Origin of the sequence: Leuconostoc aquikimchii (assembly GCF_040838325.1) — a bacterium.
GTDB classification, from domain to species: Bacteria; Bacillota; Bacilli; order Lactobacillales; family Lactobacillaceae; genus Leuconostoc; species Leuconostoc aquikimchii.
Genome location: NZ_JBFPER010000001.1, coordinates 544,264 through 564,583 on the forward strand (window position 1 = coordinate 544,264; position 20,320 = coordinate 564,583).

The following is a 20,320-nucleotide window of genomic DNA, read 5'->3' on the forward strand; positions in this document are numbered from 1 at the left end:
AAAAGTGCAGAAATATGCACACATATAATTTATGAAGCAAGGTAAATCAGCTCAAATTAAAAAAATGAAACAAGTAAAGCAAAAGCAAAAGTTCACCTCTAAAGCTAAATTACCAGAGTTTAATTATAATGATTTTGCTGGCTTTTTACGTGCGCGTTATTACTTAACACACAATGACAAATATAGTCAGGAAACGTTTGAAGTGGCATCTTTTTTCTTGGATGATGTCATTGCTATGATGGTAAATCAAAATTTCACACAATTTACAAGCAATGAACGAGCTGTTGTGACATTAAATGAGGTGATGCAGGCAGCATTAGTCAATAGCGATGATAAAGATTGGCGTTATTTTGTCTTATTGGTACCTGTACTATATGATATGCAACAGTTTATTGTAAAAGAAGGCAATGTGAATGCACGGTATGTTGCACAAACGTCAAAATTTGATATCAATTTTTGGCGAATGATTATGCGTACAGTGATGGCAATTAATTTTTTCAAATGGCAGGATAAAGACGTTGCTGAAATGATGAAGACATCTCAAGTAATTGATGAATTACAATTTAAATTTTTGTCAGAAAACGAAAATGATGATGATTTTAATTTAGCAATCATTGCTGAGACTTTTAAAGGCTTGCCAGTAAAAATTAAAACTTTAAAAACTGAAAAAAGTGGCGTTGAGTTACCAGGATTGTCACCAGCAGAGATAGCTAACGAAATGTCATATGCTGATAAAAGTTTACAGCAATTTAAAGAAGCATCAGTAAAAGGTGTGGTTAGTGGGAATGTTGTAAGCATGTTACGTGCGTTTCACGAAGGCATTGCCAAAGAATATGGCATGACTCATACGTTGTGGGATGCAAAAATATTAAATGACTTTGCGATGGCGCATTTACTAGCATACTGGATACCTGTTTGGGATAACTTAGATGGTATTGGTGGTGAAGTAAAGTCGTATTTGAAGTTTTTGAGTCAAAAAAAGGCGCTGCAAGGATTAGGGGGTATAGTGACTGACACAGCTGAGATAGATCGCTATATCGATGTTATCGCGTTAAATAAATTGTTATCACAAATGTCACCAGAAGCACTTGAGAACTTGGCTTAAGCTTTGGATTGTATGGTACTAAAAAATAATGCATGAGGTTTTTTCTAACTTCATGCATTATTTAAATATGGTTTTAGAATTTTAATGAATTGAGAGGTGGCGAATTGTGCCAGGTAAGACAAATGTCATATGATGTGTTTTCGGTGACTGTATTAAAATTTCCCCCTGATTATTTTGGTAAATATAGCCAAATAGGTTGAAGACTTCTTCATTTAATAGTGAGCTGTTCACTTGAATAGTTGTTGGTGTATCAGAATTTAAAGCCAATTCTAAACGCGCAATAAGTTCATCAGCTGAAAGTTGACGTTTTAAAGGTACACGCTTTTTGGGTATTGAAAACCTTTTAATTAAAGTTACAATCCGTTGTATATGAAATTCAATTGGATGTTGTATAAGATAATTTTGCATCAGTTTATTCCTCAAAAGATTCGTTAGTTATATCATACGAACAAATGTTCAAAAAAGCAAATTTAAAAGACTTCCTTTACCATTTCTTGAATAATGATTTGAATAGGATGTTGATAAAACAGTTAATACTGTGGATAACCGCAATATGTCTCTATGGGAACAAATATTCTTAATTAATTAAAATAATATGTTAGCATTGTATCTGTTACGAAAAATGGGTATAATATTCTTATTAGTACATAAAGAGGAAAAATGATGACACAGAGGGGTTTACTAATTGTGCTATCTGGCCCATCCGGCGTTGGTAAGGGTACAGTGCGCAAAGCTATTTTCGAAGAAGATGGAGTTGATTTTCAATACTCTATTTCTGCAACAACCCGTTCACCACGTGTTGGTGAGGTGGATGGTGAAGATTATTTTTTCGTGTCACGTGAGGCATTCGAAGATAAAATTTCAAACGGCGACATGTTGGAGTATGCACAATATGTTAATAACTATTATGGTACACCAAAAAGTTTCATTGATGAAACGTTAGCTAGTGGTCGAGATGTTTTTCTTGAAATTGACGTACAGGGTGCATTACAGGTGAAGTCAAAAATGCCTGAAGGCGTTTATATTTTTCTAACACCGCCTGATTTGACTAACTTACGAGAAAGGCTTGTGGGCCGTGGTACTGATTCACAGGAAGTCATTGAAAAACGTGTGACGGCTGCACGTGAAGAATTGAAACAAATGATCAATTACGATTATGCTGTAGAAAATGATCAAGTTGTATTCGCAGTTGAGCGTATCAAAGCAATTATTACAGCCGAACGGTTACGTGTTACACGTGTTTTTGAAAAGACACTATAAGGAGAATACTTATGTTACTTTATCCATCAGTTGACAAATTACTAGAAAAAGTTGATTCGCGTTACAAATTGATTTCATTGGGTGCTAAGCGTGCTCGAGAGTTGGATGCTGGCTTACCGGCTACGCAAGAAAATTTCACCTCTAACAAATCAGTTGGTCAAGCATTAGAAGAGATCGAAAATGGTGACGTTATTATTGATCCAGACATTGAAGACCAAGTTTAAACGACGACATTTTTAGTTGTATTTGATAACAAAAATATGAACGAACCAATAGGAGTGGTAACATGACAGAACATCCACAGCAAGATGCAGCCAATTATCCTGGACCGGTTGCAATATTTAAAACAAATCAAGGCGAAATTCAAGTGAAATTGTTTGCTGATATAACACCAAAAACAGTAGAAAACTTTACAACGCATGCAAAAAATGGCTACTATGATAATGGTATCTTCCATCGTGTCATTCGTGATTTTATGATTCAAGGAGGCGACCCTGATGGTACAGGCATGGGTGGTCAAAGTATTTGGGGTGGCAATTTTGAAGATGAATTTTCAGATGAATTATTAAACGTTCGTGGTGCGCTATCAATGGCAAATGCGGGACCTAATACTAATGGGTCGCAGTTTTTCATTGTGCAAACGAAAGAAACGCCTTGGCTTAATGGCAAACATACAGTGTTCGGACAGGTGATTAAGGGTCTGGATATTGTTGATAAAATTGGCAAAGTGAGTGTTAATATGTCTGATAAGCCTCGTGAAGACGTTAAAATTGAAACAATCAAAATTGCAGACTAATGGTCTGCTTTTTTGTTATAATAATATTGAGGGATTGAATCATGGACTATCATATTGGACAAAAACTAAAGGGACGTATTACGGGAATTAAACCTTATGGGGCTTTTACAATGTTGGATAATCAGGTACAAGGACTGATTCATATTTCAGAGTGTAAGTCAGGTATTGTGCATGATTTAGGCAATGAATTAGAGATTGGCGATGAAGTAATTGTTACTGTTTTAGATATTGAACAATATAATGGTAAACTGAGTCTGTCATTGCGCCAAAATGATATGCCGCTCAAACAAAATTTGTCTAAAAATACAAGTTTACGGAAACATTTTTGGACTAATAACTTTCTTGAATATGGTTTTGCGCCCATTGCAAATCATCGTGATGAATGGGTAAAAGAGGCCTTACAGCGTATTGGTAAGTAAAGGAGAAGTGATGTCACTTATTGCAGCAACTGCGATTGCAGTAAAAGAAGATATGCCTTATTTTTTGGTTGAAAAAGATGGTGAAACATATCGATTTTTCACAGCGAAAATGCATCGCCATAATCATGACACCTCTTTGGGTGCAGTCTTACGTGAATTTAAGAATTTAGGACCTATAGATTTTGATCAATGGCGATTGGGCGAACTGACTACTATAAATGATAACGACACATTGATGTCGTTATATGCTTTTAATGTTTTTGACATGGCTGTAATCGAGAAGTCACTTAATAACAAGCTTATGTTTGTACCAGCAAGTAAGTTACATGGGTTGTTAGAGAGGGTACAAACGCGAGCGTTTGTACGATTTGAAGAATGAGGAAAAAGAAAGGGGGAAGAAAGTATTGACAAGTAAAAAAAAGGGTGTATAGTATTAATAGTTGTCTGATACGCGAGACGAAGAGCAAGGAAGCGAAAATTGTGAGACTTAAAAAAGTCATTGCAAAAAGTAGTTGACAGAGCGAAATGAGCGTGGTAAGATAGTATAGTTGTCTCAGAGAGAGATAGCGCGTAGCACATTGAAAACTGAACAAAACTTTGAACAAACGAATCTGTTGCTGTAATGCGAGAGCATTAAGAAGTAACAAATTTGCGAAGTCAATTCGTAACAAACAAAAAAACGGATAAACGTTATAGAGATATAGCAAAAGTCAGTTTAATCGAAGAGTACATCTTCAAGCGATGAATTTAAATTCATTTAAATTGAGAGTTTGATCCTGGCTCAGGATGAACGCTGGCGGCGTGCCTAATACATGCAAGTCGAACGCGCAGCGAAAGGTGCTTGCACCTTTCAAGCGAGTGGCGAACGGGTGAGTAACACGTGGATAACCTACCTCAAGGTTGGGGATAACATTTGGAAACAGATGCTAATACCGAATGAGACGAGTGATCGCATGATGACTGGTTAAAAGGCGCTACGGCGTCGCCTAGAGATGGATCCGCGGTGCATTAGTTAGTTGGTGGGGTAAAGGCTTACCAAGACAATGATGCATAGCCGAGTTGAGAGACTGATCGGCCACATTGGGACTGAGACACGGCCCAAACTCCTACGGGAGGCTGCAGTAGGGAATCTTCCACAATGGGCGAAAGCCTGATGGAGCAACGCCGCGTGTGTGATGAAGGCTTTCGGGTCGTAAAGCACTGTTGTATGGGAAGAACAGCTAGAGTAGGGAATGACTGTAGTTTGACGGTACCATACCAGAAAGGGACGGCTAAATACGTGCCAGCAGCCGCGGTAATACGTATGTCCCAAGCGTTATCCGGATTTATTGGGCGTAAAGCGAGCGCAGACGGTTGATTAAGTCTGATGTGAAAGCCCGGAGCTCAACTCCGGAAAGGCATTGGAAACTGGTCAACTTGAGTGCAGTAGAGGTAAGTGGAACTCCATGTGTAGCGGTGGAATGCGTAGATATATGGAAGAACACCAGCGGCGAAGGCGGCTTACTGGACTGTAACTGACGTTGAGGCTCGAAAGTGTGGGTAGCAAACAGGATTAGATACCCTGGTAGTCCACACCGTAAACGATGAACACTAGGTGTTAGGAGGTTTCCGCCTCTTAGTGCCGAAGCTAACGCATTAAGTGTTCCGCCTGGGGAGTACGACCGCAAGGTTGAAACTCAAAGGAATTGACGGGGACCCGCACAAGCGGTGGAGCATGTGGTTTAATTCGAAGCAACGCGAAGAACCTTACCAGGTCTTGACATCCTTTGAAGCTTTTAGAGATAGAAGTGTTCTCTTCGGAGACAAAGTGACAGGTGGTGCATGGTCGTCGTCAGCTCGTGTCGTGAGATGTTGGGTTAAGTCCCGCAACGAGCGCAACCCTTATTGTTAGTTGCCAGCATTCAGATGGGCACTCTAGCGAGACTGCCGGTGACAAACCGGAGGAAGGCGGGGACGACGTCAGATCATCATGCCCCTTATGACCTGGGCTACACACGTGCTACAATGGCGTATACAACGAGTTGCCAACCTGCGAAGGTGAGCTAATCTCTTAAAGTACGTCTCAGTTCGGACTGCAGTCTGCAACTCGACTGCACGAAGTCGGAATCGCTAGTAATCGCGGATCAGCACGCCGCGGTGAATACGTTCCCGGGTCTTGTACACACCGCCCGTCACACCATGGGAGTTTGTAATGCCCAAAGCCGGTGGCCTAACCGTAAGGAGGGAACCGTCTAAGGCAGGACAGATGACTGGGGTGAAGTCGTAACAAGGTAGCCGTAGGAGAACCTGCGGCTGGATCACCTCCTTTCTAAGGATAAACGGAAAGTAGCAGGGGCATTAGATTGTCAAATTCGAGAAGTTCAAAGTTTTGTTTAGTTTTGAGTGTGATACCGACATAGGGATCATGGTCAAAGATGACACCTATGGGGAATTAGCTCAGCTGGGAGAGCACCTGCTTTGCAAGCAGGGGGTCAGCGGTTCGAACCCGCTATTCTCCATAGGCAGTGTCAAAGCTGCCGGAGTTGCACATTGAAAACTGAATAGTAACAAATTCTTTTAAAGATAAGTAAAATTATTAATAAATTAAGCCGAGAAACAAAGCAAAAAAGAAATTCTGTAACAGGAATGGATAAAAAACGCAGGTCTGAAAGAAGACCAACTCATAAACTTAAAGCACAACTACGGTTGTGACGGTTAAGTTAATAAGGGCGCGTGGTGGATGCCTTGGCACTAGGAGCCGATGAAGGACGTGACTAACTACGATAAGCTTTGGTGAGCGGTAAGTACGCTATGACCCAGAGATTTCCGAATGGGGAAACCCAACTCGAAAAGAGTTGTCAATAATTGAATACATAGATTATTGACGGAACACGCTGTGAACTGAAACATCTCATTAGCAGCAGGAGCAGAAAGAAAAATCGATTCCCCAAGTAGCGGCGAGCGAAACGGGAAGAGCCCAAACCAGAGTGCTTGCATTCTGGGGTTGTAGGACTGATAAATAGGAGTTACAAAAGTGTTTTATAGCAGAACAAGTTGGGAAACTTGGCTAAAGAGGGTGATAGCCCCGTACGCGAAATAAAGCACACTTCTTTCAGGATCCTGAGTACGGCCGGACACGTGAAATCCGGTCGGAATCTGCGGGGACCATCCCGTAAGGCTAAATACTCCCTAGTGACCGATAGTGAACCAGTACCGTGAGGGAAAGGTGAAAAGCACCCCGGAAGGGGAGTGAAATAGTTCCTGAAACCACGACGCCTACAAGAAGTCAGAGCCCGTTAATGGGTGATGGCGTGCCTTTTGTAGAATGAACCGGCGAGTTACGGTATCGTGCGAGGTTAAGGTGGAAAGACCGGAGCCGCAGCGAAAGCGAGTGTGAATAGCGCGAATAGTACGATGCTGTAGACCCGAAACCAGGTGACCTACCCATGGTCAGGATGAAGGTGAGGTAAAACTTACTGGAGGTCCGAACCGGTGCATGTTAAAAAATGCTCGGATGAACTGTGGGTAGCGGTGAAATTCCAAACGAACCTGGAGATAGCTGGTTCTCTCCGAAATAGCTTTAGGGCTAGCCTCATTATAAGCATACTGGAGGTAGAGCACTGTTAAGCCTAGGGGCCCATCTCGGGTTACCAAAGTTTGATAAACTCCGAATGCCAGCTATGTATGAATGGGAGTCAGACGATGAGTGATAAGATCCACCGTCGAAAGGGGAACAGCCCAGATCGCCAGTTAAGGTCCCTAAATATATGTTAAGTGGAAAACGATGTGATAGTGCATAGACAACTAGGATGTTGGCTCAGAAGCAGCCACCATTTAAAGAGTGCGTAATAGCTCACTAGTCGAGTGCCATTGCGCGGAAAATGTACCGGGGCTAAACATATTACCGAAACTGCGGGTGTACTTAAAAGTACGCGATAGGAGAGCGTTGTAAGGGCAATGAAGGTAGACTGTAAGGACTACTGGAGCGCTTACAAGTGAGAATGCCGGTATGAGTAGCGAAAGACAGGTGAGAATCCTGTCCACCGAATGACTAAGGTTTCCTGGGGAAGGCTCGTCCTCCCAGGGTTAGTCGGGACCTAAGGCGAGGCTGAGAAGCGTAGTCGATGGATAACAGGTTGAGATTCCTGTACCAGTAGTAATGCGTTTGACCGATGGAGGGACGCAGGAGGCTAACAGAAGCGCACCGATGGATGAGTGCGTGCAAGCAGTAAGTTTGGCGAAGAGTGAAATGCTTTTTACTGATAAGAACAAGCTGTGATGCGGATCGAAATAAAGTAGAGAAGTCTGAGATGTCACACTGCCGAGAAAAGCTTCTAGGAAGTATTACACTGCCCGTACCGCAAACCGACACAGGTAGTCGAGTGGAGAACACTAAGGTGAGCGAGAGAACCCTCGTTAAGGAACTCGGCAAAATGACCCCGTAACTTCGGGAGAAGGGGTGCTCATTGTAAAAGATGAGCCGCAGTGAATAGGCCCAGGCGACTGTTTATCAAAAACACAGGTTTCTGCAAAATCGTAAGATGAAGTATAGGGGCTGACGCCTGCCCGGTGCTGGAAGGTTAAAAGGAGTGCTTAGCTTCGGCGAAGGTACGAATTGAAGCCCCAGTAAACGGCGGCCGTAACTATAACGGTCCTAAGGTAGCGAAATTCCTTGTCGGGTAAGTTCCGACCCGCACGAAAGGCGTAACGATCTGGGCACTGTCTCAACGAGGGACTCGGTGAAATTTAAATACCCGTGAAGATGCGGGTTACCCGCGACAGGACGGAAAGACCCCATGGAGCTTTACTGTAGCTTGATATTGAATGTTTGTGCTGCTTGTACAGAATAGGTAGGAGACGAAGAGGATTGGACGCCAGTCTAGTCGGAGTCACAAAGTGGGATACTACCCTCGTTGTATGAACATTCTAACACTGGTCACTCAACGTGATCGTGGACAGTGTCTGGCGGGCAGTTTGACTGGGGCGGTCGCCTCCTAAAAGGTAACGGAGGCGCTCAAAGGTTTGCTCAGAATGGTTGGAAATCATTCGTAGCGTGTAAAGGCATAAGCAAGCTTGACTGCGAGAGCAACAACTCGAGCAGGTACGAAAGTAGGACTTAGTGATCCGGTGGTTCCGCATGGAAGGGCCATCGCTCAACGGATAAAAGCTACCCTGGGGATAACAGGCTCATCTCCCCCAAGAGTCCACATCGACGGGGAGGTTTGGCACCTCGATGTCGGCTCATCGCATCCTGGGGCTGTAGTCGGTCCCAAGGGTTGGGCTGTTCGCCCATTAAAGCGGTACGCGAGCTGGGTTCAGAACGTCGTGAGACAGTTCGGTCCCTATCCGTCGCGGGCGCAGGAAATTTGAGAGGAGTTGCCCTTAGTACGAGAGGACCGGGGTGAACAAACCGCTGGTGTACCAGTTGTTCCGCCAGGAGCATCGCTGGGTAGCTATGTTTGGAAGAGATAAACGCTGAAAGCATCTAAGTGTGAAACTCGCCTCGAGATGAGATTTCCCATTCGTAAGAAGTAAGACCCCTTAGAGATTATGAGGTAGATAGGCTAGAAGTGGAAGTTGAGCGATCAATGTAGCGGACTAGTACTAATAGGTCGAGGACTTAACCAAAGTCAAGAACGGAAGTTCAAGAGAAGATATGAGTGGCAAAATTTAGAAGAAGAATTTGATACTATTTAGTTTTGAGTGTAAAACTCAAAGGTGTCGTGTTGATAGCATAGAGGACACACCTGTTCCCATTCCGAACACAGAAGTTAAGCTCTATCACGCTGAAAGTAGTTGCCGGATCGCTGGCTGCGAGGATAGGAAGATGCGGTGCCGTACATAGAGAGTACTCTGAGAAGGGTATTTTTTTTTGGTTATTGGATATTTTAGTGCCATATACTTTCTTAATAAAATTTGCTATAATGTAATTATTAGTTTTTTTAAGGAGGCAATATTTTATGGTCATGGTTAAATTATTTTCATCACCAAGTTGCACTTCTTGTCGAAAGGCAAAAATATGGTTGGACGATCATAATATTTCTTATATTGAACGTGATGTAAATAAAGTACCATTGCGTGCGGATGAGGTTAAAGAAATACTTCGCTTAACTGAAGATGGTACAGAGGAGCTTATTTCTAAACGCTCAAAAGTATTCGCAAAGTTAGATGTGGATATTGATAGTATTTCTATTAATCAATTTATAGAATTAATTGTGAACAATCCTTCTCTATTAAAACGTCCAATTATCATGGACGATCGTCGTATGCAGATTGGATATAATGACGATGAAATACGTCGTTTTTTGCCGCGTGAAATACGACAGCGTGAACTTGTTCGTGCGACATTTAAGGCAGACTATGAAGAACAAGGGAAGGATCTAGTAGTTGAGAGAGACTGAACGTATTAGCCATTTTCGATTACTTTTCCTTAGGAATTTTACAAATCAGGTGAAAGGTGGATACTGAGTTATGGAAATGGAAAGAATCAATGACAATACAATTCGGGTTATGATTGAGAATAACGACTTGAAAGATCGTGGCATTTCTGTTATGGAACTGTTAGGTGACCATGATAAAATTGAATCATTTTTTTATAATATTTTATCTGAAGTGGATGTTGATCATGATTTTAGTGATGATGATCAAGTAAGTTTTCAAATTTTACCAAATCGTAATGGACTTGAATTATTTATTTCAAGATTAGATAGTGAAAATCAAGTTGGCGATGTTATTAATAACTTGATGAGTTATGCAAAAAATAAATCAGCAGATGTGGATGATGATATTACTAACGAAAGACGCACTGATTTGCAACAGAATGATGATGGTGTGATGACTTCAAGTACGGGTGTGTCTGACCCTAAAAAGCTAGAAAAAAATTCTGAACTTGTCTTAAAATTAATGGATTTTGAAGCACTAATTGCAATATCAAAAATATCTCAATTAGAAAATGTTCTGTCTGACTTGTATCGCTATAATGCTATTTTTTACCTCGTGTTAACGTTTCCATTAAATATAATGGCGCCAGACATGATTAAAGATAGAAAATCTTTAGTAATTGAGTTTTCTGAAGTCAGTGATATTAAAAAAGATGTATTACGTGAACATGCTGAAATAATTATGCATGATAGTGCGCTTGATCAAATAAAAAGCATTTTTAAATGAACGTAGAGCGTTGATTTAAGTCAAAATATGAGCATTGTTGTTATTAGAAGGGATAAGTTATGAATTTATTAGCAACTGTCATTATAGTTGTTGTTGTGTGGGGTGTCATAGCATTAGGCAGTTGGCTGTGGGTATTTTTATCTGCGAAAGCGAGTGCTATTTTGCTTTCGCCAGTCGATTTTACAGAAAAAACAGCGAATGAAAATGGTCAAATTATTGATGTCAGAGAATCACCCGCATATAAACGCTCACATATAATGGGAGCTCGTAACATACCAATGGCTAATTTTTCACAGGGGAAATCTGGATTACGGAAAGATCGCGATATTTTTTTGTACGATGAACGTTTACGAGATGTGGTTCGTGTCAGTAAATCTTTGAAGAAACAAGGGTATGCCAAAAGTAAAATTTTTATTTTACGTGGTGGTTTTAGTCGATATGATGGCAAAACAACAAAATAATTTTATACAAAAAAGATATATTTAGTGTTTTTTGTAGTAACTTTCACGCGTTAGATTTTTTGGTCTAACACGTGAAGGTTTACTGCATGTCTAAGTGTATCTTTTTTGTTGTATGCATTAAAAGTTAAAACTAGATTTTTAATTTTCAAAAAACAAGTGTATAATAAACAGTGTAATAATGTAAGCGTTTACAACGTGAAGGAGTGATAGGAATGCAGTATATTAAATATTTTAATCAAGATGCTTATACCAATATTGCTATGGATGCGTGGTTATTAAAAAATTTAAAATCAAAGGAACCAATATTTTCTTTATGGCAAAATAAACGTGCTGTAATTGTTGGTGAAAATCAAAATACATTTTCTGAGGTTAATGCCGACTATGTTGATGCACATAACGTCGAAGTTGTAAGACGTGTATCTGGCGGTGGGGCAGTTTATCATGATTTAGGAAATATTTGTTTTACGTTCTTTGTGCCTGTGTCTAGTAGTGCACGTGTTGACTTCCATCAATTTGTTCAACCTATGGCTGATGCATTGGAGTCACTTGGTATTCATGTTGATATAACGGGAAGAAATGATTTAGAGATTGAGGGTAAAAAAGTTTCGGGAAATGCTCAGCGTTACGCCGGTGGGTATCTTATGCATCATGGGACGTTACTTTGGAATACAGATGTGGATGCAATGGTACGTTCATTGAATGTTGCTGATGAGAAATTTATATCAAAAGCAGCTAAGTCCGTGCGATCACGTGTTGGTAACATTAAAGATTACGCACCAAAAGATTTAACGACTGCTAAATTTATTGAGCAGTTAACTTATTTTTTGACAAATGAGGGACGAGATGATGAATATGAATTAAACGAGAATCAAAAATCTGATATTTTAAAATTGCGAGACGAAAAGTTTTCTCAATGGTCTTGGAATTACGGTCAAAGTCCTGAGTTTATGTACAATAACCATGCAAAATTTAATGGCGGTAGTATTGATGTGCAAATTGATGTTGATGACGGTAAAATAACAAATGTTAATTTCAAAGGTGATTTTTTGGGAGTTCGTGATTGGCGTGAGATGAAGGAACAATTAATTGGGGTGCCATTCACGCACAATGCTGTTACTGATATTTTAGAGAAAAACAAGGATGGTCAGTACTTTGGCAGCATTACAAATGATGAGTTACTAGAGACGTTTTTTCAGAAAGATGAGGTAGAAACTAATGCGTGATATCGTTGTAGCGAACAAGGCAATTCTTGATTTTGACCATCAAATTCAAGCACAAGATGATGCGTTTCCAATATTGAGTATTTTAGACAGTTCTGGTGAAATTGTTGATAATGATTCATTACAAAGAGCTCATTTATCCAATGAGGACTTGATAAATATTATGAAGCGTATGCTGCTAAGTCGCCAGCTAGATATTCGTTCAACTAAGTTGGCAAAGCAAGGTCGATTTGGTTTCTTTGCACCAACTGCTGGCCAGGAAGCTTCACAATTGGCATCATCATACGCTTTTAAAGCTGATGATTGGTTAATGCCAGGATATCGTGATATTCCTCAAATTATTGTTAAAGGTTGGCCGATTTGGAAAGCAATTTTGTGGTCACGCGGCCATGTTTTGGGAAATGTTTTTACAACCGAAGAAGGCAAACCAGTTAATTCATGGATGCCACAAATTATTATTGGTGCCCAATATGTTGAAGCCGCGGGCATTGCACTGGGCATGAAAAAGCGGAAAAAAGATGCAGTTGCTTACGCTTACACAGGTGAAGGTGGCTCATCACAAGGTGATTTTTACGAAGGGGTGAATTTTGCTGGCGCTTATAAAGCGAATGCAGTTTTCTTTATACAAAACAATGGCTTTGCTATTTCGACACCACGTGCGATGCAAACAGCAGCATCCCATTTAGCCGCAAAAGGTTGGGCTGCGGGTGTACCAAGTATCGTTGTTGATGGTAACGACCCCATTGCGGTCTACTTAGCAGCCAAGGAGGCGCGGGATTGGGCAACTAGTGGTAAAGGTCCTGTGTTAATTGAAACACTTACTAATCGTTTGGAAGCGCATTCAACAGCAGGTGATGATCCATTACGTTATCGCACACAAGCTGATATTGACGCTGCTTGGCAAAAAGAACCATTAATTCGAATGCGGCAATATATGACCAGTCAAGCTATTTGGGACGAAGAGAAAGAAGCAGCTTACATCACTGAGATAAATGCGCTTATTGATGATCAAATTAAGATAGCTGATAAGGTTTCTAAGCAGAAAATTTCTGACTTTATCAAAAATACACTTGAAGTACCAAGCTATGCGATGGCTGAGCAAATTACCAAGTTTGAAAGCGAGGGAAAGTAACATGGCTGTTAAAAGTTATATTGATGCGGTTCGTGAAGCGATGGACCTAGCGTTAGAAAAAGATAATAATGTTTTAATTTTTGGTGAAGATGTTGGTAAAAATGGTGGTGTATTCCGAGCCACAGATGGGTTACAAGCGAAATATGGCGAAGATCGTGTTTTCAATACACCTTTGGCTGAATCGGGCATAGGTGGATTAGCGATTGGATTGACGACACAAGATTATCGACCAATTATGGAAATTCAATTTTTCGGTTTTGTGTTTGAAGTGATGGATTCTATTGCAGGTCAAATGGCTCGTAATCGATACCGATTTAATGGGACGCGTAATATGCCCATTGTTGTACGATCACCTTATGGCGGCGGCACTAAGACGCCCGAAATGCATGCTGACAATCTCGAGGGTATGGTGGCACAAATTCCTGGTATTCGTGTGGTTATGCCAGCTAATCCTGCTGATGCAAAAGGATTGCTCTTGAGTGCAGTTGAATCTAACGATCCTGTTGTATTTTTAGAAAATATACATTTATATCGGTCAATGAAAGGCGAAGTACCTGAAGGATACTATACAACACCGCTAGATAAAGCGGCGGTTGTTCATGAAGGTTCCGATGTATCAATTATTTCTTATGGTGGCGGTGTGCCGGTTGCTTTAAAGGCGGCCGAAGAATTAGATAAAAATGGTATTTCAGCTGATGTGCTCGATTTACGCACGGTGTCGCCATTGGATATTCAAAGTATTGGTGACACGGTTACTAAAACTGGTCGGGTTGTTGTTGTTCAAGAAGCACAACGTATGGCGGGTATTGGTGCAAGCATTATGAGTGAAATTTCTGAGCGCTTTATCCTGAGTTTGAAAGCGCCGATTGGGCGTATTGCAGCACCAGATTCAGTTTATCCATTTGGACAAGCAGAAAATGATTGGATGATTAAATCTGATGATGTTGTCGCCAAGGTAATGGAGGTTGTGAATTATGACTGAGATTTTTAAAATGCCTGATATTGGCGAAGGTATGGCTGAAGGAGATATTACATCATGGTTAATTAAGGTCGGAGATGTTGTCGCCATGGATGACCCCGTTGCTGAAGTTCAAAATGATAAGTTGATTCAAGAAATTTTATCACCTTATGGCGGCAAAGTAACAAAATTATTTGTTGCAGCAGGCACAACTGTTGAAGTGGGTGATTCATTAATTGAATTTGATGGCGATGGCAGCGGTGAATCAGTAGGCGGCCAGGAACCAGATACAGTGGCAAAGAAGCAAGTTTCTGAAACATCGTCAGAAAAGTCGATCGTACAAATTGAAACGGTGACGAATCCACAAGCAGAAACAATGGTACAAGTTGCTAATGGTCATGTTTTGGCTATGCCTTCAGTGCGTCATTTGGCCCATGAAAAAGGTATTGATCTCACAAAAGTTGTACCGAGTGGTCGTCATGGGCATGTCACTTTGTCCGATGTTGAGAATTTCCAAGGCATTGACGAAACAACGGAAATTGACGCACAACCAGTGATCAAACCAAAAGAAACGACTGTTATGAAGAACAGTGTTTCTCTGTCTGCACCTGAACCATTGCGAGAGGGACGCCAGCCATTAACACCAGTGCGTAAGGCAATTGCTAAAGCAATGAGCACACAGAATAGCACTATTCCGGCCGTTACTAATTTTGATTCGGTTGAAGTTAGTAAGTTAGTGGCCCATCGTCAAGTATTTAAAGCGCAGGCTGCTGACGATGGCATTCGATTGACTTATCTAGCATATGTTGTGAAGGCATTAGCTGCCACAGCTAAAAAATTCCCAGAATTGAATGCTAGTTTAGATATGGCAACACAAGAAGTTATTTATCATGATGATGTTAACATGGGCATAGCAGTTAGTGCCCCATCAGGATTGTATGTACCAGTTATTGCACATGCGGATCAAAAATCAATTTTAACTATTGCTTCAGAAATTTCTGAACTGGCTGAAGCGGTTCGTACGGGTGTGATTCGACCACAACAAATGCAAGGCGGGACGATTACTATTTCTAATTTAGGCTCAGCACGGGGTACTTGGTTTACGCCCATAATTAGTGGTAAAGAAGTCGCTATTTTGGGACTGGGTTCAATTTTGAAAGAACCTATTGTCAATGAGGATGGCGAGCTTGCGATTGGTCAAAATATGAAACTATCGCTCAGTTATGATCATCGTTTAATTGATGGTATGCTGGGACAATCAGCCTTGAATTATTTGAAGCAATTATTGGTTGATCCGGCTTATATGTTAATGGAGGTGTAATCATGGTTGTGGGTGCTCAAGCACGTGAAATTGATACAGTAGTGATTGGCTCTGGTCCTGGTGGTTATGTTGCGGCTATTCGTGCGGCTGAATTAGGTCAAAAAGTCACTATTATTGAACGCGATACGATTGGTGGCGTTTGTTTGAATGTTGGGTGTATACCATCAAAGGCTTTAATTAATGTTGGACATCATTATCGTACAGCAATGTCTACAACACCTTTTGGTTTAACAACAACTGGTACAACGTTGGATTGGCATCAAGTTCAAGACTGGAAACAAAACAAGGTTGTTAGTGCGTTAACTAGTGGTGTTGAAATGTTGCTCAAAAAACACCATGTGGAAATTATTAAGGGTGAAGCAAGGTTTAATGATAATGCGACACTTAACGTGTTACAAGAAGATGGACATGAATTATTACAGTTTAATAATGCGATTCTGGCAACTGGTTCACGTCCAGTAGAATTAGCTAGCATGCCATTCGGTGGTCGTATTATTGATTCAACAGGTGTTTTGAGTTTAACTGCCATACCAAAGAAATTGATCATTGTTGGTGGTGGTGTGATTGGCTCTGAATTAGGTGGTGCTTATGCTAATTTAGGGACGCAAGTGACAATTATTGAAGGTTTAGATCACACATTAAACGGCTTTGATCACGAAATGACGAAGCCAGTATTAGATGATTTTACAAGCCGTGGTGGTGTAATTGTCACGTCTGCAGTGGCTAAATCAGCAGAACAAACAACAGACAATGTGACGTTAACCTATGAAGTTGCTGGCAAAGAACAAACGATCACCGGAGATTATTTATTGGTGGCGGTTGGTCGACGTGTGAATACGGATGATGTTGGAATTAATAACACGGACATTAAATTATCAGATCGTGGTGTGATTGAAATAGCTGATAATATGCAAACAAGTGTTGCGCATATTTATGCGATTGGCGATATTACTGCAGGCCCACAGCTTGCCCATAAAGCGAGCTTTCAAGCAAAAATAGCGGCTGGTGCGATTTCAGAAGATCCACAAGCGCATGATTTGCACTACTCATTACCAGCTGTGGCGTACACAAATTATGCATTAGCAACAACTGGTGAAACACCAGATTCAGTAAAAGACAAAAAACTTAATGCTAAAATTTCAAAATTTCCGTTTGCTGGTAATGGCCGTGCTATTTCCATGGATGATACGGTTGGATTTATTCGATTAATTAGTGATAAAGAGACACATGCGTTACTTGGTGGCCAAATTGTTGGGCCAAGTGCTTCGGATTTGATTTCTGAACTGTCACTAGCGATTGAAAATGGGTTGACTACTAATGATATATCATTAACAATTCATCCGCACCCAACCCTTGGAGAAGCAATTATGGATACTGCTGAACTAGCTGATGGCTTACCAATTCATATTTAAACCACAACGTTCTTTTAAATAATCATGATAAAATAAAGTTGTCACTATTGTGGCAACTTTATTTAGATAAGGATAAATATGGCAAGATTTACAACAACTGATGATGTCACCATTGACTACAATATATACGGGCAAGGACAATCTATGATTCTAGTTGCTGGTTATTCTGGTAATCAGGCAACCTGGACAGCACAAGTTGATGTGTTGGTAGCTAGCGGTTTACAGGTTATTACCTATGACCGTCGTAATCATGGTAAAAGTGAGACGGTTAATTATGGCATGCGCCTGTCACGTCATGGCAAAGATTTAGCAGAACTTATATCAGTACTTCAGTTAAAAAAGCCAATATTGTTAGGTCATTCTATGGGCGCAAGTACAATTTGGGCGTATTTATCATTATTTAGTGACAAAAATGTCAGAGCTGTGATTACTGAAGATCAAGTACCAACAATGTTACATGATGACACATGGCCCTTTGGACTCTTTCATGCTGACATGGGTACAATTATGCTAGCAATTGAAAAATTACCACATACAAAATTGACGCGGTTGAAAATTTCAAATGACATTAAACGGGCAATCGGTGAAAATTATCAACCCTTTGATTTTCAATTTAACATGCCATTATTGTTAAATAGTGCGGTACAAGATTGGCGTGATGTCTTGCACCGTGAACGTGTACCACATCTTTATTTAGCCGGTGGCGAGTCACCATTGTGGCCCGCGAAACATTCGGAGTTAGCGGCAAATATGACTGAAAATGGACAATACATTATTTTTGATGGTGCGGGTCATATACCGCATATTGAAGTGCCAGAGATGTTTAATCAAGTTGTGTTAGAATTTATTAATCAATTGTAAAAGAATAATAAAACACGTCCCAGATAAGATTTTATCTGGGACGTGTTTTTTTAAAAATATAAAAATGAAAAGGTTCGTAATTTAACAGTTACGAGCCTTTTCATTTTTATATTACTATAGTAGTTACTGTACCACCTTTAATGGAAAATGTCTATAATTTTGTTAGTATTTTTGTATATATCTAGAAATATACAAAAAAATGAAGAGGCTCGTAACTGTTGACTTAGGAGCACTGAAAACATAATGTTTTTGGGTCATACTCAGTTAAATTTTTTATTTTTAAGGATATGCTAAAAAGGTCAGTATAAGAAAGTGGAGAGATATAAGCATGGAACAGCAATCGAAAACTCATTACAAAATGTATAAGAACGGTAAACATTGGATATTTGCAGGTTTGACAGCTATAACAATCAGCTTATCATTTACTCAGGCGACTATGACTAAGGTCAGTGCTGATTCAACTGAAATTAACCAACAAAAAGGAAACACCAGTGTGCCATCGGCTACGCCAACAAGTGAAGTGGCAGTGCCAACAGCAACGCCAACAAGTGAAGTAACAGCGCCAACAGCAACGCCAACAAGTGAAGTAACAGCGCCAACAGCAACGCCAACAAGTGAAGTGGCAGCGCCAACAGCAACGCCAACAAGTGAAGTAACAGCGCCAACAGCAACGCCAACAAGTGAAGTGGCAACGACAACGGCTACGCCAACAAGTGAAGTGGCAACGCCAACGGCTACGCCAATAAGTGAAGTGGCAACGGTAACAGCTACGTCTGTACCTAATATCTCTAATGTAAAATCATTAATGTCTAATAACCCAATGCTTCGTGATGCTACTGCTGATGGTATAACACACGTTGACAAAGATAATTTCAAAGATTACTTTGACGTCCAAGGTTCTAGTTCTAATTACGATCAAAGTACAGGTATTGTAACAATTACCACGGACACAAACAATCAGGTCGGTAATTTTGCGTTGAAAAGTAAGATTGACATGGGCACAAGTTTCACACTAAAAGGACAAGTGCAACTAGGTAATAAAACTTCGGCTAACGGGGGAGCTGATGGTATAGGATTTGCGTTCCATACTGGGAATACAACTGATGTTGGAAATGCTGGTGGTAACCTTGGAATCGGAGGATTACAAAACGCTATTGGATTCAAACTTGATACATATCATAATGGGTATCGGACACCACAGACAGCTAAAGATGGTGCGCAAGTTGCTGTAAATGATTCTAATGGTTATGGTTGGGATACTGACCCAGCTAATCCTCAGTTTGGTGCATTTGTAACAACAGCAGATAAGTCAGTTCAAGCTACCGATGGTAATTACTATCAAAGATGGTGGGCCACTACTGATGCCAACAGTGCTAAGACATTAAATGCAGGCGATTTAGACGGAGAGTTCCATGATTTTGTAGTTAATTATAATGGAACTAGCCGTGATTTGACGATTAGTTATACTGAAGCTGATGGCACAACTTTGAGTTGGGTAACATCTGTATCCGATTCAAACCAAGCAATGGCTATGATTGTTAGTGCCTCAACCGGAGGATCAAAAAATTTGCAGCAATTCAAAATCGAAAGTTTTGATTTCAAGCAAGCTGCAACTGTTAATGTAAAATATGTGGATATGCAGGGTAATCAAGTTGCGCAAGGACAAGTTAGTTATCCTGATGGGCCATCACAAAATGGTCATTATGAGACAACCCAACTCAGCGTGACAAATTACAAGTTTATCAAAATGGATGATGGTAGCGTTACAGGAACAGCTAGTTTAGCCGCAAATGGCGTATTGGAAAATGCTGGAGATAACGGTACGGTTGTTTATGTGTATGCGCCATATCAAATGGCTATGGCACAAGCAACTGAAAATATCAAGTATCAGAATACTCACGGAATACGCATTCACGATGATAATAATGCGACAACGATTCAGTTTGTTACTGTAACAGATCCAGTTGATCAGTCTACCAAAACGTATTATTCAACGACGGCCTCAACTGCGACACTAGATGATAGTGGGGTACCAACAGGAAGCGATTGGACTGTTTGGAATGATGGGGATACCAATTTTGTTAGCGTTGCTAATCCAAAAATAGAGGGTTATCATGTGATTTCAACTGATGATCCAGCAAACGATTTGACCCAAACAACGGTTAAACCGGTAACGCCATCAACTGGATCGTTGAAGTACATTGTCACGTACGATCTTAATCCAACACC

Annotated in this window: 16 protein-coding genes, 1 tRNA gene, 3 rRNA genes and 1 pseudogene; 20 read left to right on the top strand and 1 reads right to left on the bottom strand. The window is 40.6% G+C overall.

The window, feature by feature from the left end:
- Nucleotides 1–31: 31 nt before the first annotated feature.
- Entirely contained in the window at nucleotides 32–1,105 is a 1,074-nt protein-coding gene (locus tag AB3K24_RS02765) for a metaphase chromosome protein 1 (protein ID WP_367973692.1), read from the top strand.
- An 81-nt stretch (nucleotides 1,106–1,186) separates the two neighbouring features.
- Here AB3K24_RS02765 and AB3K24_RS02770 read toward each other — a convergent pair whose 3' ends face one another.
- Nucleotides 1,187–1,513, bottom strand: coding sequence for a hypothetical protein (locus AB3K24_RS02770; RefSeq protein ID WP_367973693.1), 327 nt, complete (start codon nucleotides 1,511–1,513; stop codon nucleotides 1,187–1,189).
- 255 nt (nucleotides 1,514–1,768) lie between these two features.
- Between AB3K24_RS02770 and gmk the strand changes: the two genes are divergently transcribed.
- From gmk to AB3K24_RS02865, 19 genes and pseudogenes are all read left to right on the top strand, one after another.
- Complete coding sequence (gmk, locus tag AB3K24_RS02775) at nucleotides 1,769–2,365, top strand: guanylate kinase (RefSeq protein ID WP_367975550.1); 597 nt, start codon at nucleotides 1,769–1,771, stop codon at nucleotides 2,363–2,365.
- Nucleotides 2,366–2,376: 11 nt separating this feature from the next.
- Nucleotides 2,377–2,589 carry a DNA-directed RNA polymerase subunit omega gene (rpoZ, locus tag AB3K24_RS02780; RefSeq protein WP_367973694.1) on the top strand — a complete coding sequence of 71 codons (213 nt, stop codon included), beginning with the start codon at nucleotides 2,377–2,379 and terminating at the stop codon, nucleotides 2,587–2,589.
- A 62-nt stretch (nucleotides 2,590–2,651) separates the two neighbouring features.
- A complete protein-coding gene (locus AB3K24_RS02785; RefSeq protein ID WP_367973695.1) occupies nucleotides 2,652–3,161 on the top strand; it encodes a peptidylprolyl isomerase in 510 nt (169 codons plus the stop codon).
- 41 nt (nucleotides 3,162–3,202) lie between these two features.
- The gene (locus tag AB3K24_RS02790) at nucleotides 3,203–3,580 is read left to right on the top strand and encodes a CvfD/Ygs/GSP13 family RNA-binding post-transcriptional regulator (RefSeq protein ID WP_367973696.1); all 378 of its coding nucleotides are present in this window, start codon (nucleotides 3,203–3,205) and stop codon (nucleotides 3,578–3,580) included.
- Nucleotides 3,581–3,590: 10 nt separating this feature from the next.
- Nucleotides 3,591–3,959, top strand: coding sequence for a hypothetical protein (locus AB3K24_RS02795; protein WP_367973697.1), 369 nt, complete (start codon nucleotides 3,591–3,593; stop codon nucleotides 3,957–3,959).
- A 379-nt stretch (nucleotides 3,960–4,338) separates the two neighbouring features.
- Nucleotides 4,339–5,888 (top strand): 16S ribosomal RNA (locus AB3K24_RS02800).
- A 117-nt stretch (nucleotides 5,889–6,005) separates the two neighbouring features.
- Nucleotides 6,006–6,078 (top strand) — tRNA-Ala (locus AB3K24_RS02805).
- A gap of 194 nt (nucleotides 6,079–6,272) precedes the next feature.
- Nucleotides 6,273–9,187, top strand: a 23S ribosomal RNA gene (locus tag AB3K24_RS02810).
- 91 nt (nucleotides 9,188–9,278) lie between these two features.
- A 5S ribosomal RNA gene (rrf, locus tag AB3K24_RS02815) occupies nucleotides 9,279–9,395 on the top strand.
- Together the 16S, 23S and 5S rRNA genes with 1 tRNA gene alongside form the textbook arrangement of a ribosomal RNA operon.
- Before the next feature lie 130 nt (nucleotides 9,396–9,525).
- Complete coding sequence (gene spx, locus AB3K24_RS02820) at nucleotides 9,526–9,960, top strand: transcriptional regulator Spx (RefSeq protein WP_367975552.1); 435 nt, start codon at nucleotides 9,526–9,528, stop codon at nucleotides 9,958–9,960.
- A gap of 70 nt (nucleotides 9,961–10,030) precedes the next feature.
- Nucleotides 10,031–10,726, top strand: coding sequence for an adaptor protein MecA (locus AB3K24_RS02825; RefSeq protein ID WP_367973698.1), 696 nt, complete (start codon nucleotides 10,031–10,033; stop codon nucleotides 10,724–10,726).
- 59 nt (nucleotides 10,727–10,785) lie between these two features.
- Entirely contained in the window at nucleotides 10,786–11,187 is a 402-nt protein-coding gene (locus tag AB3K24_RS02830; RefSeq protein WP_367973699.1) for a rhodanese-like domain-containing protein, read from the top strand.
- A 212-nt stretch (nucleotides 11,188–11,399) separates the two neighbouring features.
- Nucleotides 11,400–12,410 (top strand): lipoate--protein ligase, encoded by a 1,011-nt coding sequence (locus AB3K24_RS02835; protein ID WP_367973700.1) that lies wholly within the window; start codon nucleotides 11,400–11,402, stop codon nucleotides 12,408–12,410.
- Nucleotides 12,403–13,539, top strand: coding sequence for a thiamine pyrophosphate-dependent dehydrogenase E1 component subunit alpha (locus AB3K24_RS02840; RefSeq protein ID WP_367973701.1), 1,137 nt, complete (start codon nucleotides 12,403–12,405; stop codon nucleotides 13,537–13,539). Before AB3K24_RS02835 ends, AB3K24_RS02840 begins: the two co-directional genes overlap by 8 nt.
- A 1-nt stretch (nucleotide 13,540) precedes the next feature.
- Complete coding sequence (locus AB3K24_RS02845; RefSeq protein WP_367973702.1) at nucleotides 13,541–14,521, top strand: alpha-ketoacid dehydrogenase subunit beta; 981 nt, start codon at nucleotides 13,541–13,543, stop codon at nucleotides 14,519–14,521.
- On the top strand, nucleotides 14,514–15,818 hold the full coding sequence (locus AB3K24_RS02850; RefSeq protein ID WP_367973703.1) for a dihydrolipoamide acetyltransferase family protein: 1,305 nt from the start codon (nucleotides 14,514–14,516) through the stop codon (nucleotides 15,816–15,818). Before AB3K24_RS02845 ends, AB3K24_RS02850 begins: the two co-directional genes overlap by 8 nt.
- Nucleotides 15,819–15,820: 2 nt before the next feature.
- Nucleotides 15,821–17,230 (top strand): dihydrolipoyl dehydrogenase, encoded by a 1,410-nt coding sequence (gene lpdA, locus AB3K24_RS02855; RefSeq protein ID WP_367973704.1) that lies wholly within the window; start codon nucleotides 15,821–15,823, stop codon nucleotides 17,228–17,230.
- A 78-nt stretch (nucleotides 17,231–17,308) separates the two neighbouring features.
- Complete coding sequence (locus AB3K24_RS02860; protein ID WP_367973705.1) at nucleotides 17,309–18,091, top strand: alpha/beta fold hydrolase; 783 nt, start codon at nucleotides 17,309–17,311, stop codon at nucleotides 18,089–18,091.
- A 328-nt stretch (nucleotides 18,092–18,419) separates the two neighbouring features.
- Nucleotides 18,420–19,919 (top strand): annotated as a pseudogene (locus tag AB3K24_RS02865) (lectin-like domain-containing protein); the annotation flags it as partial.
- Nucleotides 19,920–20,320: the final 401 nt, after the last annotated feature.

Bases quoted from the DNA above. Each gene is read 5' to 3' on its own strand.
- AB3K24_RS02765 (WP_367973692.1), top strand. From the start codon at position 32: ATGAAGCAAGGTAAATCAGCTCAAATTAAAAAAATGAAACAAGTAAAG.
- AB3K24_RS02770 (WP_367973693.1), bottom strand. From the start codon at position 1,513: ATGCAAAATTATCTTATACAACATCCAATTGAATTTCATATACAACGG.
- gmk (WP_367975550.1), top strand. From the start codon at position 1,769: ATGACACAGAGGGGTTTACTAATTGTGCTATCTGGCCCATCCGGCGTT.
- rpoZ (WP_367973694.1), top strand. From the start codon at position 2,377: ATGTTACTTTATCCATCAGTTGACAAATTACTAGAAAAAGTTGATTCG.
- AB3K24_RS02785 (WP_367973695.1), top strand. From the start codon at position 2,652: ATGACAGAACATCCACAGCAAGATGCAGCCAATTATCCTGGACCGGTT.
- AB3K24_RS02790 (WP_367973696.1), top strand. From the start codon at position 3,203: ATGGACTATCATATTGGACAAAAACTAAAGGGACGTATTACGGGAATT.
- AB3K24_RS02795 (WP_367973697.1), top strand. From the start codon at position 3,591: ATGTCACTTATTGCAGCAACTGCGATTGCAGTAAAAGAAGATATGCCT.
- spx (WP_367975552.1), top strand. From the start codon at position 9,526: ATGGTTAAATTATTTTCATCACCAAGTTGCACTTCTTGTCGAAAGGCA.
- AB3K24_RS02825 (WP_367973698.1), top strand. From the start codon at position 10,031: ATGGAAATGGAAAGAATCAATGACAATACAATTCGGGTTATGATTGAG.
- AB3K24_RS02830 (WP_367973699.1), top strand. From the start codon at position 10,786: ATGAATTTATTAGCAACTGTCATTATAGTTGTTGTTGTGTGGGGTGTC.
- AB3K24_RS02835 (WP_367973700.1), top strand. From the start codon at position 11,400: ATGCAGTATATTAAATATTTTAATCAAGATGCTTATACCAATATTGCT.
- AB3K24_RS02840 (WP_367973701.1), top strand. From the start codon at position 12,403: ATGCGTGATATCGTTGTAGCGAACAAGGCAATTCTTGATTTTGACCAT.
- AB3K24_RS02845 (WP_367973702.1), top strand. From the start codon at position 13,541: ATGGCTGTTAAAAGTTATATTGATGCGGTTCGTGAAGCGATGGACCTA.
- AB3K24_RS02850 (WP_367973703.1), top strand. From the start codon at position 14,514: ATGACTGAGATTTTTAAAATGCCTGATATTGGCGAAGGTATGGCTGAA.
- lpdA (WP_367973704.1), top strand. From the start codon at position 15,821: ATGGTTGTGGGTGCTCAAGCACGTGAAATTGATACAGTAGTGATTGGC.
- AB3K24_RS02860 (WP_367973705.1), top strand. From the start codon at position 17,309: ATGGCAAGATTTACAACAACTGATGATGTCACCATTGACTACAATATA.